We start from the raw sequence: 16,505 nt of genomic DNA, 5'->3' as shown, positions 1-16,505 counted from the left end.
CAGGATTCAGATTTTGGGCCAACCGAGCCTAAACCATCCTGTTCTACCCTCATTCGAAACCGGTTCGTAAACTTGTCCTTTGCTTTACCCGACGAGCTGCGGCCGGAAGACAACGTCGGCATAGTAATTCGCCGAATTGTATGAGTTGGTCGGGAAGAGACCTGTGGTGGCGGAGCCGCCATACGCATAGACACCGTTGCCACCGGCGACCGCGCTTGTTTGGGCCGTCAACGGACCGTTGGTGACGGCAGTGGCGAAGAAGGCATCCGTTGCCACGTAGCCTCCGGTGGTGTGGTAGGACGCGACATAGTTGGTATTGGCGGCGATGGTGACGGGCGTTGTGAAGTTCACCGTCTGCCAACCGCTCCCTGTGGTGCTGGCGAAGGTGGCGGTGGCGAGCTTGGTGCCCGTCGTGGTCCACAGGTCGACGACGTTCTGGCCGTTGTCGTTGGCGCTGCGGTAGAACTTGATGCCGGTAACGTCACCGGCAACATTCGACTGGAACTTGACGCCAAGCTCGAGCTGCTGACCATCGTTGAGGTTCGTCTGGGTCGGCGTGCTGGAGGCGGAGAACAGGCTGTAGGTCGTTGCCGTCGTCGACACGGCGACATTGAAGCTCTCGTTGGCGGCAAGGCCGCCAAGATCTGTCGCCGTCACCTTGACGCCATAGGTGCCCGATGCCGTCGGTGTGCCGGAAAAAGTCCGCGTCGTGGCATTGAAGCTCAGCCAGGCGGGCAGCGCCGTGCCATCGGCAGCCGTTGCTGAGTAGGTCAGCGTCTCGCCGCTGTCGACATCGGTGAAGGTCGTCGTCGGCAGCACGAAGGAGAAGGCCGAGCCCACGGTCGCATTCTGGGCGACGGTCTGGACGGCCAGCACCGGCGCATCGTTGGCGCCATGGATGGTGACGGTAAGACTTGCCGTGGCCGTCGCGCCGGCGGTATCGCGCATCGTATAGCTGAAGACATCGCTCAGCGTGTTGGTCGACTGGCGCAGCCCCTGGACGGCGGTATTGCTCTCGTTGACGGCATAACTATAGGCGCCCGATGCACTGAGCACGAGACTGCCATAGGTGCCGCTCAGTGCCGTGCCGAGCGTGCCTGATGTCGCACCAAAGATCACTGCCGTGACGGTCTTGGTGTCACCGGCATCCGGATCGGTGTCGTTGGTCAGCACGTTGCCGCTAGCAACCACGCCGCCCGAACCGTTGGCCACCCCGCCCTTCTCGGTCGCATTACCCACATCGGCAACTGCCGTCGGCGGCGTATTGCCAGGCGTCGACACGGCGACATTGAAGCTCTCGTTGGCGGCAAGGCCGCCAAGATCTGTCGCCGTCACCTTGACGCCATAGGTGCCCGATGCCGTCGGTGTGCCGGAAAAAGTCCGCGTCGTGGCATTGAAGCTCAGCCAGGCGGGCAGCGCCGTGCCATCGGCAGCCGTTGCTGAGTAGGTCAGCGTCTCGCCGCTGTCGACATCGGTGAAGGTCGTCGTCGGCAGCACGAAGGAGAAGGCCGAGCCCACGGTCGCATTCTGGGCGACGGTCTGGACGGCCAGCACCGGCGCATCGTTGGCGCCATGGATGGTGACGGTAAGACTTGCCGTGGCCGTCGCGCCGGCGGTATCGCGCATCGTATAGCTGAAGACATCGCTCAGCGTGTTGGTCGACTGGCGCAGCCCCTGGACGGCGGTATTGCTCTCGTTGACGGCATAACTATAGGCGCCCGATGCACTGAGCACGAGACTGCCATAGGTGCCGCTCAGTGCCGTGCCGAGCGTGCCTGATGTCGCACCAAAGATCACTGCCGTGACGGTCTTGGTGTCACCGGCATCCGGATCGGTGTCGTTGGTCAGCACGTTGCCGCTAGCAACCACGCCGCCCGAACCGTTGGCCACCCCGCCCTTCTCGGTCGCATCACCCGCATCGGCAACTGCCGTCGGTGTCGTGTTCGGCGTTGTCGATGCCGGGCGGAAGACCACATCGGCATAGTAGTTGGCGGCGTTGAAGGTGGCATTCGGGAAAATGCCTGCGGTAGCGGAGCCGCCATAGGTGTATACGCCGTTGCCACCGGCGACCGCGCTTGTTTGGGCCGTCAACGGACCGTTGGTGACGGCAGTGGCGAAGAAGGCATCCGTTGCCACGTAGCCTCCGGTGGTGTGGTAGGACGCGACATAGTTGGTATTGGCGGCGATGGTGACGGGCGTTGTGAAGTTCACCGTCTGCCAACCGCTCCCTGTGGTGCTGGCGAAGGTGGCGGTGGCGAGCTTGGTGCCCGTCGTGGTCCACAGGTCGACGACGTTCTGGCCGTTGTCGTTGGCGCTGCGGTAGAACTTGATGCCGGTAACGTCACCGGCAACATTCGACTGGAACTTGACGCCAAGCTCGAGCTGCTGACCATCGTTGAGGTTCGTCTGGGTCGGCGTGCTGGAGGCGGAGAACAGGCTGTAGGTCGTTGCCGTCGTCGACACGGCGACATTGAAGCTCTCGTTGGCGGCAAGGCCGCCAAGATCTGTCGCCGTCACCTTGACGCCATAGGTGCCCGATGCCGTCGGTGTGCCGGAAAAAGTCCGCGTCGTGGCATTGAAGCTCAGCCAGGCGGGCAGCGCCGTGCCATCGGCAGCCGTTGCTGAGTAGGTCAGCGTCTCGCCGCTGTCGACATCGGTGAAGGTCGTCGTCGGCAGCACGAAGGAGAAGGCCGAGCCCACGGTCGCATTCTGGGCGACGGTCTGGACGGCCAGCACCGGCGCATCGTTGGCGCCATGGATGGTGACGGTAAGACTTGCCGTGGCCGTCGCGCCGGCGGTATCGCGCATCGTATAGCTGAAGACATCGCTCAGCGTGTTGGTCGACTGGCGCAGCCCCTGGACGGCGGTATTGCTCTCGTTGACGGCATAACTATAGGCGCCCGATGCACTGAGCACGAGACTGCCATAGGTGCCGCTCAGTGCCGTGCCGAGCGTGCCTGATGTCGCACCAAAGATCACTGCCGTGACGGTCTTGGTGTCACCGGCATCCGGATCGGTGTCGTTGGTCAGCACGTTGCCGCTAGCAACCACGCCGCCCGAACCGTTGGCCACCCCGCCCTTCTCGGTCGCATTACCCACATCGGCAACTGCCGTCGGCGGCGTATTGCCAGGCGTCGACACGGCGACATTGAAGCTCTCGTTGGCGGCAAGGCCGCCAAGATCTGTCGCCGTCACCTTGACGCCATAGGTGCCCGATGCCGTCGGTGTGCCGGAAAAAGTCCGCGTCGTGGCATTGAAGCTCAGCCAGGCGGGCAGCGCCGTGCCATCGGCAGCCGTTGCTGAGTAGGTCAGCGTCTCGCCGCTGTCGACATCGGTGAAGGTCGTCGTCGGCAGCACGAAGGAGAAGGCCGAGCCCACGGTCGCATTCTGGGCGACGGTCTGGACGGCCAGCACCGGCGCATCGTTGGCGCCATGGATGGTGACGGTAAGACTTGCCGTGGCCGTCGCGCCGGCGGTATCGCGCATCGTATAGCTGAAGACATCGCTCAGCGTGTTGGTCGACTGGCGCAGCCCCTGGACGGCGGTATTGCTCTCGTTGACGGCATAACTATAGGCGCCCGATGCACTGAGCACGAGACTGCCATAGGTGCCGCTCAGTGCCGTGCCGAGCGTGCCTGATGTCGCACCAAAGATCACTGCCGTGACGGTCTTGGTGTCACCGGCATCCGGATCGGTGTCGTTGGTCAGCACGTTGCCGCTAGCAACCACGCCGCCCGAACCGTTGGCCACCCCGCCCTTCTCGGTCGCATTACCCACATCGGCAACTGCCGTCGGTGTCGTGTTCGAGCTCGGCGTCGTGAACATCACATCGACCCAATAGTTCGTCGACTGGAAGGTGCTCGTCGGATACAGGCTGGCGCTGCCATAGGTGTATACGCCGTTGCCGCTGGCTGGCGCCGTCAGCGGTCCGCTCGTCACATTGGCGATGAAGTAGTCGGTGGTTGTCGAGTAATTGCCGGTATTGGTGTGATAGGATGCCGTGTAGGTCTGCCCGGGCGTCAGGCTCACTGGGCTGGTAAAATAGGCAGTCTGCCAGCCGCTGGCGGTCTCGTTTGTGAAGGTGAGGGTCGCAACCCGCGTACCCGTGCTCGACCACAGTGAGCCTGTATGCGTACCGGTGTCCAGGCTGCCCTTGTAGAAACGAATACCGGTGACGGTGCCTGCCACGGAGGTCTGGAATTTGACACCGAGCTCGACGGCTGACGTATCGTCGGTATTGACGACCGCCGGCGTCGCCGCGCCAAAGAGAGAGGTAAAACTTGCCCCGGTCACGGTGACCGTGCGTCCTGTCGAGGGTGTTTCAAGGTTGATGTTATCGTCGACGGCCCGCGACCGAATCGTGTAGCTGCCCGCGACCTGCGGCGACCAAGTATAAGTCCAGTTCTCATCGCCTGTCGCCGGATGCCAGCTCGCGCCATTGTCGGTCGAAACCTCGACACTGGCGATGACACCGCCGCCCGTATCGGTGGCGGTACCTGTAATCGTGACTGTGGAGCCAACCGTCGCCGCTGACGGCCCCGTGATAACGGAAGTCGGTGCAACATGGTCCGTAGAACCGGTTGCGGCGGCGAGCCCGGATTGCAGCGTCCCAGGCTGAATACCCATGTCGGCCAGCAAATTCACCATTGCCTGCTGCACGCGGGGATCGGTTGCGGTCGCCTCGTTATCGTGATTGTCGCTCAGGCCCCATGTCCAGTAGACTGTGCCGGCCCCGAACACCAGTGCACCGCTCGGCGCACGATAGAGCGTCAGATTGTGGGTCGCGGTCGCATTGCCGGTCGTGTTTCCGTAGTCGAGCAAGTAAGAGCTGACCGGAAGCGTCGTCGACGACAGCTTGACGAGGCCGGCCGGATCGAAGCCGTTATCAGGCGCTTCGTCCCATTCGTAACCAAGATAGTTTTTGGTGAGCGTTGCCGTCTGGCCAGGCTGGAGATTGGCGACGCTCGTATTGCGCCAGAAGCGCAGATTGGCGTCGTCATATCCGACCGTGATCGCGCCGAGATTGCTACCGACATCGTCGACCTTGAATAATTGACCCGTTAGCGAGTTCTCAGGATTGCCGCCGCCGATAGCAGGTGGGCTGAGGCGTGGGTCGCGGAAGGTGCCGGTCCATTGGTCGGAAGGGTCGAGGCTGGTACCGGGCGGTCCCCATGTCTCCTTGTAGGAGATCAGGGTGCGATAAGGCGTTCCGTCGGCGCTGTAGGCATTGCCCCAACGCGTGCGCCAGTAGACCTCGTTACCGCTCCAGAACATCAGATTGACGCCCGCATCGCGTGCGGCTTCGACATTGGTCCTCTGCTGTCCCGACCAGTATTCGTCGTGCCCGGCATCGATATAAGTCTTGTGATTGAGCAACAGGCTGCCATAACGGTCGGCGTCGACACCCGACATGTACGAAACATCGTAGCCGTTCTGCTCCAGCCAGGAGATGCCCGCATATTCGGCGCCGAACAGGTAATCCTGCGGACCGGCATAGGTGCCGACGCCGCCGCGGGTCGCAATCGGCCTGTTGTAGCTGACCGCATAGGCACGACCCGCCCCCTGCCCCGTCGCCGGACCGTTGCCGCCGTAGAAGTTTGCACCACCCCAGCCGTTGTATGCCTGCCAGGTCTCGTCGGCGGTCTGGAAAACGATGTCGCTGTGGCTGGCATCGTCGCGCACGATGAACGGGATCTGATTTTCGCCGGAGGTGCCATCCTGGCGCACGAGCTTGGCGATATAGACGCCCGAGACGGCATCATCAGGTACCGCCCACGAGGCGGAGACTGCCCAGTTGCCGGCATCGACCGTGCCGGTCGTAGCATTGCGCAACGGATTGGGCTGGGTCTGCAATCCGGTGTGCTGCATGGTCGCAACCTTGCGCGCGCCCATGCCGCCATAATAGCCGAGCCGGTATATATCGATCCGGTAGTTGGTGGAATTGGTGTTGATCTTGAAGCTGACGGTCTTGCCGTTGTCGACGCTGATGTCAGTCGCAAACCCCTCGATGTTGGTGCTGCCGGCACCGTCGATGCCCCACTCGCTTTCCGGATTACCCTGCTTCTGGTTTTCCAGCACGATCGCGTTGCTGGCCGTCGCCGCAGCGGCCGCCAGATTTTGCGTCGTCAACGAGCGCTGCGCAGAAGGTTGAGGCGGCGTCGTCACCGAGCCGGAAAGGATGCCGACACCTTTCGTGGTGGTGCCCTTTCCGGTCTCTCCGCCGCCTGGCAATGATCCGTTCAGGGCCGTTGATTCTGTCCAATTTGCGGTTCCGCGCCAGCCCGAGAGAGGAGACAGGCTACGATCGAGAAGCGGGTCGCTGACCGAGGCTCCGATGGCCTTCTTGATCGACTCCACATAGTCCGGTCCTTCGGTCAGCCTTGTTCCCGGCAACTGACCATCTTGCTGAAGCAAGGCGCCGCCATGGGCCCAATCGAGAATCCGTGTGGGGGACGTATAGTAGCCGCACCCGCACACACCAAAGGGCATGCCAAACGCCAGCGCATTTGCTCCAGCATGCTGCCCGGTCGTCTGCGCCGTTGGCGTCGATTCCAGAATGACGACTTTGCCCGAGTGTGCACGCTCGCTAGCGACGGTGGCAGAACCGTGGCTCGACGCTGTCGGTGAAGGGCTTTGCGGCAGATACGGCGCCAAAGGATCGTCGCCTATGAGGTTCATCCCAGCGTAGGTGCGTAAAAGGGGTGATGCCGCCCCGAATGCAACTCCGTTCGCGTTCCCCTCGAAATGGGCAAAATCCGGCATATGAACTGACAATACGGACGCGGCTCTATCACCGCTTCGCTCTCCGATTTCGCGATTGATTGCGAAAGCGTCAGGCAAGGGCGGCGCTACGAGGCTGTCGTCGGCCCGACCGTCAGCGTCGCCGTTCACGCCCGCGCTCTGCCCAACCTCATGCTCGTTGAGCGCCGCGTCCTTATGGGGATCGCCGACGAGGGGGGCCTGCTTGTTTCCATCCGCCGTTTGCACCTCTGCCGCGAGTTGAGCATCGTCCCCGTGCTTTCCGGCAGGCTTGCGCGGCCTTTCCTTTCCGCCGACAGTCAACCATCGGGGAACCAACGAATCCAGCAGGAGTGAGCGCGAAGTCCACCGGCGAGCGTTGCGATACATGGCAGGTACCTCTCGCGAGATTGTCAGGGTCGAATCTATGAGGATCGCTTAAAGGCGAAGCTCTGAAGTATAGTCGAAATTAGCAGAGTATATCCTACGCCTTTCGCTCTACCGGCGGCATCCTTTGGGCAAGCGGCCGTGTTGCGTCGCCCACGCTACGTATCAGATGCCTGAGGACAGAGATTCGCCGTTTCCTGGGCAAGGCTCGAAGCCGCAGAGGTGGCGAAGCGGCGGGGCATCGTGCGGTAAAATCGGCGATCCGGAGCATAAAGACGCTGCCGGAGGGGTTGCGCTTTACCGAAGCGAGCGCGCCTATTTCTGCGTGCAGAACCTATTGATTTTCTGTGACGACGTCTGTGTGGCGCACCGACGATATATGTTTCTACCCAATTTAGTCTCCGCACCCTCCCCACCTCATCAATATTGATGTGGCAAAGCAGGCGACCTCCACCTTCCTCAAGGCTTCGCCAGACTGCACACTGGCGAAGCAGCTTCGGAATTGGCTTCCGGCGTTCGAGCAGAGTTCAAGTTATCGTATCAGCGTCCGTGTAAGAATGTTTTGCAGGCGAGACATATACATGAATCTATCGCACCGCGCCCCTAGCGTGTTCTTTCGCGCGACGTTTGTCGTCAGCGCACTCGTCTTTCTCGCCGGGGCTGTGTCGCCCGCTGTTGCCGACAGCGCCCCCTTGGCTCCACAAACGAGAATCCGCCTGACGATCGTCCAATGGATCCAGTCCAAAGGCCAGTTTGAGCGATGGGATGGGATTGGAGGCGACTATACGGTTTCGGATGCAGGTACGGTCTCCCTACCCTTTCTGGGGGCGCTGTCGGTTGGAAATCTGGACAATGCGAGCCTCACCAACGAGATTGCCAAGCGCCTTCAGGCGAAGATGGGTCTGGCCCAGGCACCTGCAGTGACCATCGATATCCTCGACTATCCGTCCATTTACGTCGTCGGAGACGTGGTGGCGCCGGGAGAATACAAGTTTCGCTCCGGCCTCAGCGTCCTGCAATCCCTGGCCATGAGCGGCGGCCCGTTGCGGGCTGCGGCACAGCAGCAATCGCAGACGATCAGGCTTGCCGGCGATTTGCAGGAAATCGACCATTCGCTGCTGCGCGGTTCGGCAAAGCTCGCGCGGCTGCAAGCGGAGATGGCCGACGCGAAGGAGATCGCCTTCGATCCGCCGCCCGCTGCCGATCGGCAATATGCCGAGAGTATCGACCAGGAGGAGCGGGTCATTTTTCAGGCCCGTGCAAACGCGCTGGACAAGCAGTCGGTGGCGCTCGTCGAATTGCGCAATCTCTTGACGGCGGAAATCGATACACTGGAAGAAAAGCTGAAAGGTTCGGATGACAATATCCAGTCGGTCGAAGAGCAACTGACGAGCGTGAAGACGCTGGTCCAGAAGGGGCTTACGATCACCTCACGCCAGATGGATCTGGAACGATTGCTCACCACCTATCGCTCCGACCGGCTCGACCTCGTGACTGCCATCATGCGGGGCCGCCAGGCGATCAACGAGACGACGCGCAATCTCGAGGGACTTTCCGACACTCGCCGCAGCGAGGTCGCTTCCGAGGTGCAGGCGGAAAAAGCCAATCTCGATCAGCTCAAATTGAAGCGCGACACCACGCAACAACTGCTTCTCGAAGAATTTTCGAACGGCGCCAACGTGAATGACCGCCGTGAAGAACTCCCTCTGACGTTCGTCGTGAACCGGCGGGACAAGGGACAAGTCAATCAATTCCAGGCCTCCGAAACGACCGAGCTAGCGCCGGGCGACGTGATCAGGGTAACCCGAGGCCGCATCGCCGATGCGCCGTCCGAAGACGCCGCTGCCCCGCCTGTTCAGACCGAGGCGCATGTCAGTCAGGTAAGCCGGTGATACGCGAAAAGCATGTGCTGCAATCGAGCCTGCGGCGGGCCGTTGAACGCCAGCACGGGATAAACGGCTCGAACAGGATGATTTTAGGCCTGATCGGCCTAAAGTCTGAATCCTGTTTCAAATTAAGGGTTAGAGCATGATGTCGTCCGAAAACCGAGCACACTTTTCGGCATCATGCTCTAGGGGCTTCCGATGACTTTGCGCATCACCCCACCCACCAGCCAGACCTACACTCAGATCCTCAAGTCGACGATGCTGATGGGCGGCGCTTCGCTCGTGAATGTCGCACTCAGCATTATCAGAAACAAGGCGATGGCCGTTCTGCTCGGGCCGGAAGGCATCGGGCTTATGGGCCTTTATAGCTCGATCGTCGATATCGCGCAGTCTATCGCGGGTCTGGGCGTTGGCGGCAGTGGCGTGCGTCAGGTCGCGGAGGCTGCCGGCACCGGCGACGCAGCGAGGATTGCCCAGTCGGCGACCGTACTGAGACGTATATCGGTGGTGCTGGCGCTGCTTGGCGCGCTTCTTCTGGCCGCTTTGGCATATCCTGTCTCAGGTTTCACCTTTGGTGATTACCAGCACGTCGGCGGCATTGTGCTGCTGTCGCTCGCCGTTTTCTTCCGGCTGGTATCTGCGGGGCAGAGTGCATTGATCCAAGGCATGCGCGGCATTGCGGATCTTGCTCGCATCAACGTGCTTGCCGGGCTCTTCGGTACAGCCGTGAGTATCCCGCTGATCTACCTGTTCGGGATCCAGGCGATCGCACCGTCGCTCGTGGTAATTGCAGCTGCCTCCATCCTTCCGACCTGGTGGTACAGCCGGCGGATCTTCCCGAATCCCTCGCCCATGTCGACGCGCCAGTTCAGCGGGGAGGTGTCGGCGCTGCTCCGGCTCGGTTTCGTCTTCATGGCAAGCGGACTTCTGACCTTTGGTGCGGCCTATGCCATCCGCATCATCGTGCTGAAGGAGGGCGGCGTCATGGCGGCGGGATTGTATCAAGCAGCTTGGGGCCTCGGCGGTCTTTACGCCGGTTTCATCCTGCAGGCCATGGGAACGGATTTCTATCCGCGCCTGACCGCAACGATCGACAACAATGCCGAATGCAATCGGCTGGTCAATGAACAGGCCGAAATCAGCATGCTGCTCGCTGGCCCCGGCCTGCTCGGCACGCTGACGCTCGCGCCGCTCATGATGAGCCTGTTCTATTCGGCGGAATTTCACGGGGCAGTCGAGCTTCTGCGCTGGATCTGCCTTGGAATGATGCTGCGGATTATTTCCTGGCCGATGGGTTTCATCGTCGTGGCGAAGCGTACCCAAGCGATTTTCTTCTGGACGGAAGTTGCGGCGGCAGTCGTGCACGTGGGGCTTGCCTGGCTCTTCGTATCGCTGCTCGGTACGCAAGGAGCCGGCATGGCGTTTTTTGGCCTCTATGTCTGGCACAGCATCCTGATCTATGGGATCGTGCGGAAGCTGACCGGTTTTCGCTGGTCCGCCGCCAATCGCAGACACGCGCTGCTTTTCTTGCCCGCATCGGCAGTGGTTTTCCTGACGTTCTCAATTATGCCGCTATGGCCGGCGACGGTGATTGGCTTCGTCGCCGTCGTTCTCTGCGGGCTCTATTCGCTGCGCATGCTGATCGACCTGCTTCCGCCGGAGTCCGTGCCAGCAACCATCCGCGGATGGCTCACGAAATCGGCATAACGAACAATGCGCGCATCCGGAGACACGCGCATTGTTCGGTATGCCGATTGTTGCGTCAGGCAAATTGCGGGTTCAGGCGACAGCGACATCCATGGCACGTTGCACGCTGGCGGCTCCGATGATCGCTTCCGCAAGGGCTGCGCGAAGTGCCTCAACAACCCGGTCCACGTCAGACACCGTCATCTGGGCATAAAGCGGCAGGATGATCGTTTGCTGCTGCGCAGATACGCCCCGCGTCAGGCTCGTGGCAGCGCGGTGGGAACTCTCATCGGAATAGGCTCCCTCCAGATGAATGTTCATCACACCACGCCGGGTCGAGATACCCTGATCGAGCAGGGTTTGCATGACGGCCCGCTGGTCGGCCGTATCGGGCAATCTCACACAGAAGCTCTGCCAGTTGCTGCGAGCCCAGCGCGGCTCGACCGGCAAAGATAGCCCGGCAATCGTCGACAGCTGTTCGCAATATTGCTCGGCAAGCAGCCTGCGCTGGGCAACCAACTCCGGCAGCCGCCGCAACTGCTCGCGTCCGACGGCAGCCTGAAGATCGGTCATCCGGTAATTGTAACCCAACTCGTCATAGTCTTCGAAGATGACCTGTTTCGAGCCGTGACGAACGGCATCGGTGACGCTCATGCCATGCTGGCGCCAGAGCCGGAACTTCCGGTCATATTCGGGATTGGCCGTGGTCAACATGCCGCCATCTCCCGTCGTGACGACCTTCCGGGGGTGGAACGAGAAGCAGGCAATGTCGCCATGCGCTTTGCCGATCTTTTCCCAACGTCCATCCCACAGGATTTCGCTTCCCGTCGCACAGGCGGCATCCTCGATGACCGGTATCTGATGGCGCTTGCCGACCTCGACGATGGCGCGGAGATCGCAAGGCATGCCGAGTTGATGCACGCAGAGAATTGCCTTGGTGCGGGGTGTGATCGCTCTTTCGATCAGACTGGCTTCGATGTTGTAACCATCTTCTTCGATATCGACGAAAACAGGCACTGCATCGCAGTATCGAACCGCGTTTGCGGTCGCGATGAAAGAATGGCTGACCGTGACGACTTCATCGCCGGCGGATACGCCGACCGCCTTCAGCGCCAGATGCAACGCGGTCGTGCAATTGGACATGGCGCAGGCATGCACGGCGCCCACAAAGGCAGCGAATTCACGCTCGAAAGCCGCGACTTCCGGCCCCTGCGTCACCCATCCCGACAGAATAACGCGGCGCGCAGCCTCAGCCTCTTCCTCGCCGAGGACGGGTTTGGCGACCGGAATTGTGGCCGGAATTGTGGATTGAGATGAACTCATGCTGCCTGCCCCCCTGCATCGGTCTGCTTTTGCCACCAGGCAACAAGATCACGAAGCCCTTGCTCCATAGAGATCTCCGCCTTGAAGCCGAGGAGCCGCTCGGCCTTGCTGATATCGGCGAGACGACGGGTCACGCCGTTGACCGTGCGGGCTTCCTTGTGCTGCGGTTCGAGTGAGGAACCCATAATGTCGCTTAGCATTTTCGCGAGTTCCAGCAGGCTTATTTCCTTGCCGCTGGCGACGTTGAACACCTCGTCCGTGACATCGCTTTTCGCGGCCAGAATGTTTGCGCGGGCGATGTCGCGGGCATCGACGAAGTCCATCGTCTGGCTACCGTCCCCGTAGATGAGGGGCGGCATTCCGGCCACTAGACGTTCCATCCAACGGATCAGAACTTCCGTATAGGCGCCGTAGACGTCCATGCGCGGGCCGTAGACGTTGAAATAGCGGAGCGCGACATAGCGCAGGCCATACATCTCCGCAAAGCTGCGCATCAGCCCCTCGTTGAATGTCTTCGCCGCGCCGTAGATCGTCCGGTTATTGTAGGGATGATGCTCTTCGGTCGTTGGAAAGCTCTCGGCCAGCCCCAGCACGGAAGCCGAGGAAGCAGCAACCACCTTCGAGACACCTGCCTTGACGGCAGATTCGAGAACGTTGAACGTGCCCTCTGCAAGGACATCGAAAGCCAGTCGTGGCTCTTCCGCGCATTGCGTGATGCGGATTGCGGCCTGATGAAAGACGATGTCGACGCCTTCGAAGATTTTGGCCAGAAGCGCCCTGTCGCGGATATCTCCCTCGATGATGTTGACGGACCCGCTGGCTATTGCCGTGCTGAGATTGTCCCGGCGTCCGCGCACGAAGTTGTCGAGGATGATGATCTCACGCGGTTTTTCCAATGCGACGAGATCGGCAATATGCGACCCGATCAGGCCGGCTCCGCCGGTAATGAGCACCCGTTGATTTCTCATGATCTTCCCTCACGCGACATGTTCGTCATCGGATCATTATCCGAACGCCAACGTATGAATTTCGCAGGTACACCTGCGACAACTGAGAACGGCTCGACGTCTGAAACGACAACTGCCCCCGCTCCAACGATCGCTCCCTTCCCGATGGTCACACCGGGTAGAATGGTCGCATTCGTCCCGATATCGGCCTCTGCACAGATGCGTACCGGCTTGATTTCAAGATCCGTGCGAATGATCGGCACATCCATCGGCAGTGCCGTGTGGGTCGAGCCAAGCACCTTGGCGCCAGGTCCCCACCCGACAGAATCCTCGATCACCAGATCGCGAGCGTCGAAATAAGCCATCGGCCCGATCCAGACATTGTCGCCGATCACGCAAGTACCGTCAAAGCGTCCCTGGATATAGGCCTGGGCGCCAATGAACACGCCATCGCCGATTTCGAAAGTTTCCGGATGTTTGAAACCGGCACCGCCTGCAACCTGCAATCCTGTGCCGCAGCTCCGCGCAATGGCTTGCCAGATGGCTTTTCGCATCAGCGTATCGATGACACCGTCACCGACCGCGAAACGACCGTAGAGCTCAATCAGGCCAGGGCGCCCATAAGATTGCCTGAGTTCTTCGGCCAACCCAGCTTGGTAGGCAGGGTCCGCCGGCCTTTCATGACGGCCATGGACCGCCTGCACGACCCGGGCCTCGTCGGCACGACTAGCTGACATAGGCGTACTCCAGCGCGGCGGCCACCTGATCGACGTGCCGCGCCGGCATCTCGGGATAGATCGGCAGCGACAGGACCTCCCGTGCGGCGACTTCCGAGATTGGGAAATCGCCGGGTCGGTAACCAAGGTCGGCATGGGCCTTCTGCAGATGAACGGGAATCGGATAGTGCAACCCGGACTGAATGCCCTCCGCGCTCAATACGCGCTGAAGCTCATCGCGATCGCGACTTCTGATGGCATAGACGTGATAGACGTGGCGCCGGTCGGTGATTTCGACAGGCGTCCTCAAATTCGCCGAACCGCCAAGCAGCAACGAGTAGCGGCGTCCATGGGCGCGCCGCGCTTCGGTCCAGGCTTCGAGATGCCGGAGCTTGATGCGCAGGATCGCACCCTGAATGGCATCCATGCGGTAGTTGAAGCCCTTCAGCAGATGGTGATAGCGCTGTTCCTGACCCCAGTCGCGCAACATGCGCATCGTTTTGGCCTGATCGTCGCTGTTCGTGACGACGATACCCCCCTCGCCGCAGGCCCCGAGATTTTTGCCGGGATAGAAGCTGAAACAGCCGGATGCGCCGATGCTGCCGGCACGCGCGCCTTTGTATTGCGCTCCGTGCGCCTGGCAGGCATCCTCGATCACCGGTATCCGGTAGTGGTCAGCAATCGCCCTGATCGCGTCCATATCGGCCATCTGACCATAGAGATGGACGGGAACAATGGCCTTGGTTCTGGGTGTGATCTTTGCCTCGAGCTGAGCTGGATCCATCGTGAGCGTCACGGGCTCGACATCGACGAATACTGGTCGTGCACCTGCGTAGCAGATCGCCGATACGGTCGCGACGAAGGTAAATGGCACGGTGATGACTTCATCGCCGGGGCCGACGCCTGCCGCAAGAAGCGACAGATGCAGGGCACTCGTCCCGGTATTGACGGCTATCGCATGTTTGACATCGCAATAGTCCGCGAATTCCTGCTCGAGGCTGGCGACCTCCTCGCCCAGTATGTATTGCCCCGAGGCAAGCACGCCGAGCACGGCGGCGTCAATTTCGCTCTTGATCGATTGATATTGTGCTTTGAGGTCCAGGAACGGGATCATGCGATGCGCCTCGCCTCTTCAAGCTCGATGATGCGACCGCGCTGGGCAAGCGACCGGCTTGCGGCTTCAAGGATGCGGACGACGCGCAGCCCGGCCTGGCCATCAGTGATGGGCCGCGAATTGTGCTCGATGCAATCGACGAACTGATCCAGTTCGCGTTTCAACGCTTCGGTCATATCGAGCTTGGGCGCCCACATGTCGCCGCTGCGGTAACCGACCATCATCTGATGCACCTTCTCGCCATACGCGTCGGAATTCGGGCACATGGTGATGCCCTTGTCATAGACCTTGATCTTTTCACTGGGCTCCAGATCGTCATAAACGATCATCTTGTTGCTGCCGCCGATCAGCGTGCGGCGGACCTTGACAGGGGCTAGCCAATTGACGTGGATGTGCGCGATGAGCTTGCTCTCGAAGAAGAGCGTCAGATAGGCGATGTTCTCCGGCTCGCCGAGTACATGGCTCATGCCCGTCGCAGAAACAGCCACCGGCCTTTCCTGCAGGACATGGTCCAGGATGGACAGGTCGTGCACCGCGAGATCCCAGATGACGCTGACATCGTGCTGGAAGAGCCCCAGATTGACCCGGACGGAGTCATAATAATACATGTCGCCGAGGCCGCTTTCGACGAGTTCGCGCATCTTGCGGACGGCGCCGGTGTGGACGAAGGTATGATCCACGGCCAGCACCAGGCGTCTGCGCGCGGCTTCCTCGACCATCCGCGCGGCTTCCTCCGTCGTCGATGCCATCGGCTTTTCGACGAAGACATGTTTTCCGGCCATCATAGCCTGCATTGCGAGCTTGAAATGGGTCGAGACCGGCGTTGCGATGGCGATTGCATCCACCCTCGGATCGCGCAGAACTTCCTCGAAATTGTCAGTGATCGTTACTGCGGGATACCGGCTTTTAACAGCCGCCAACCGTTCGACGTTCAGATCACAAACTGAAAGGAGGTTCGCGCCGGCCGCTTCCGAGATGTTACGAACCAGGTTCGGACCCCAATACCCATACCCAATAACAGCAATGCCGATCATCGCATTCCTCCCAACTCTTGCATGTTGACTGACCGGTCATGAACGCGACCGGTGATCCTCGCCGGAACGCCGGCAACAATGGTGCCGTCAGGCACATCCTTCGTTACAACCGCGCCCGCGCCGACTTGTGCGGCCTCTCCGATGGTCACGCCAGGCAGAATGGTGGCGTTGCTGCCGATCGACGCGTGGCGCTTGACCAGAGTGGGGATGACAACCCAGTCAGCCTCCGTCTGCAGACTGCCGTCCGAATTGACGGCGCGCGGGTAAGTATCATTGGTGAACATGACCCCGTGACCGATAAAAACGCCGTCCTCCAGCGTCACGCCTTCACACAGGAAGGAATGGCTGGAGATCTTGCAGTCTTTTCCGACGAGGACGTTTTTCTGGATTTCAACGAAGGTGCCGATGCGCGTTCCCGCGCCGATCGTGCAGCCGTAGAGATTGACAAGATCCCGATGGTGGATAACGCAGCCGTCACCCAGGTTGACGTTCGATGCAATCATCCCAACTCGCCCCCTACTCCTCAACAAACCCTGACTTGGGTGAAACCGGCAATCGCAAGAATGCATCCAAGGTTTCGTTTCGTCAGAGCAAATATTTCTTCCGCTTCAAAAAGAATTGTTTTCTTCCTTTTAGTAAAGAAACAAAACGTGGAAGCTCATCCACCTAAAGGC

At 60.6% G+C, this 16,505-nt stretch carries 9 protein-coding genes; 2 read left to right on the top strand and 7 right to left on the bottom strand.

From position 1 onward, the window contains the following. Positions 1 to 84: 84 nt before the first annotated feature. Positions 85 to 7,128 carry a DUF4082 domain-containing protein gene (locus J3O30_RS24520; RefSeq protein ID WP_207585164.1) on the bottom strand — a complete coding sequence of 2,348 codons (7,044 nt, stop codon included), beginning with the start codon at positions 7,126 to 7,128 and terminating at the stop codon, positions 85 to 87. A gap of 578 nt (positions 7,129 to 7,706) precedes the next feature. Between J3O30_RS24520 and J3O30_RS24515 the strand changes: the two genes are divergently transcribed. Together J3O30_RS24515 and J3O30_RS24510 are read left to right on the top strand one after the other, a co-directional pair. After that, a complete protein-coding gene (locus J3O30_RS24515; protein WP_207585163.1) occupies positions 7,707 to 9,017 on the top strand; it encodes a polysaccharide biosynthesis/export family protein in 1,311 nt (436 codons plus the stop codon). A gap of 192 nt (positions 9,018 to 9,209) precedes the next feature. Further along, a complete protein-coding gene (locus tag J3O30_RS24510) occupies positions 9,210 to 10,718 on the top strand; it encodes an O-antigen translocase (protein WP_207585162.1) in 1,509 nt (502 codons plus the stop codon). A 72-nt stretch (positions 10,719 to 10,790) separates the two neighbouring features. Here the strand turns inward: J3O30_RS24510 and J3O30_RS24505 are convergent, their stop codons facing one another. Genes J3O30_RS24505 through J3O30_RS24480 form a run of 6 tightly spaced genes read right to left on the bottom strand, consistent with a single transcriptional unit; the run spans position 10,791 to position 16,334 of the window. Beyond that, positions 10,791 to 12,020, bottom strand: coding sequence for a DegT/DnrJ/EryC1/StrS family aminotransferase (locus J3O30_RS24505; protein WP_207585161.1), 1,230 nt, complete (start codon positions 12,018 to 12,020; stop codon positions 10,791 to 10,793). After that, positions 12,017 to 12,988: an NAD-dependent epimerase/dehydratase family protein gene (locus tag J3O30_RS24500; protein ID WP_207585160.1), complete on the bottom strand. Its 972-nt coding sequence runs from the start codon at positions 12,986 to 12,988 to the stop codon at positions 12,017 to 12,019. Before J3O30_RS24500 ends, J3O30_RS24505 begins: the two co-directional genes overlap by 4 nt. Next, on the bottom strand, positions 12,985 to 13,704 hold the full coding sequence (locus J3O30_RS24495) for an acyltransferase (protein ID WP_207585159.1): 720 nt from the start codon (positions 13,702 to 13,704) through the stop codon (positions 12,985 to 12,987). Before J3O30_RS24495 ends, J3O30_RS24500 begins: the two co-directional genes overlap by 4 nt. After that, positions 13,694 to 14,797 carry a DegT/DnrJ/EryC1/StrS family aminotransferase gene (locus tag J3O30_RS24490; RefSeq protein ID WP_207585158.1) on the bottom strand — a complete coding sequence of 368 codons (1,104 nt, stop codon included), beginning with the start codon at positions 14,795 to 14,797 and terminating at the stop codon, positions 13,694 to 13,696. Before J3O30_RS24490 ends, J3O30_RS24495 begins: the two co-directional genes overlap by 11 nt. Next, positions 14,794 to 15,831, bottom strand: a complete 1,038-nt coding sequence (locus J3O30_RS24485; RefSeq protein WP_207585157.1) for a Gfo/Idh/MocA family oxidoreductase — start codon at positions 15,829 to 15,831, stop codon at positions 14,794 to 14,796. Before J3O30_RS24485 ends, J3O30_RS24490 begins: the two co-directional genes overlap by 4 nt. After that, positions 15,828 to 16,334 (bottom strand): acyltransferase, encoded by a 507-nt coding sequence (locus J3O30_RS24480; RefSeq protein WP_207585156.1) that lies wholly within the window; start codon positions 16,332 to 16,334, stop codon positions 15,828 to 15,830. The genes J3O30_RS24485 and J3O30_RS24480 overlap by 4 nt, the downstream gene beginning before the upstream one ends. Positions 16,335 to 16,505: the final 171 nt, after the last annotated feature.

This window comes from Rhizobium sp. NZLR1, assembly GCF_017357385.1.
Taxonomy (GTDB): Bacteria; Pseudomonadota; Alphaproteobacteria; order Rhizobiales; family Rhizobiaceae; genus Rhizobium.
This window is presented reverse-complemented; position numbering and strand designations above follow the sequence as displayed.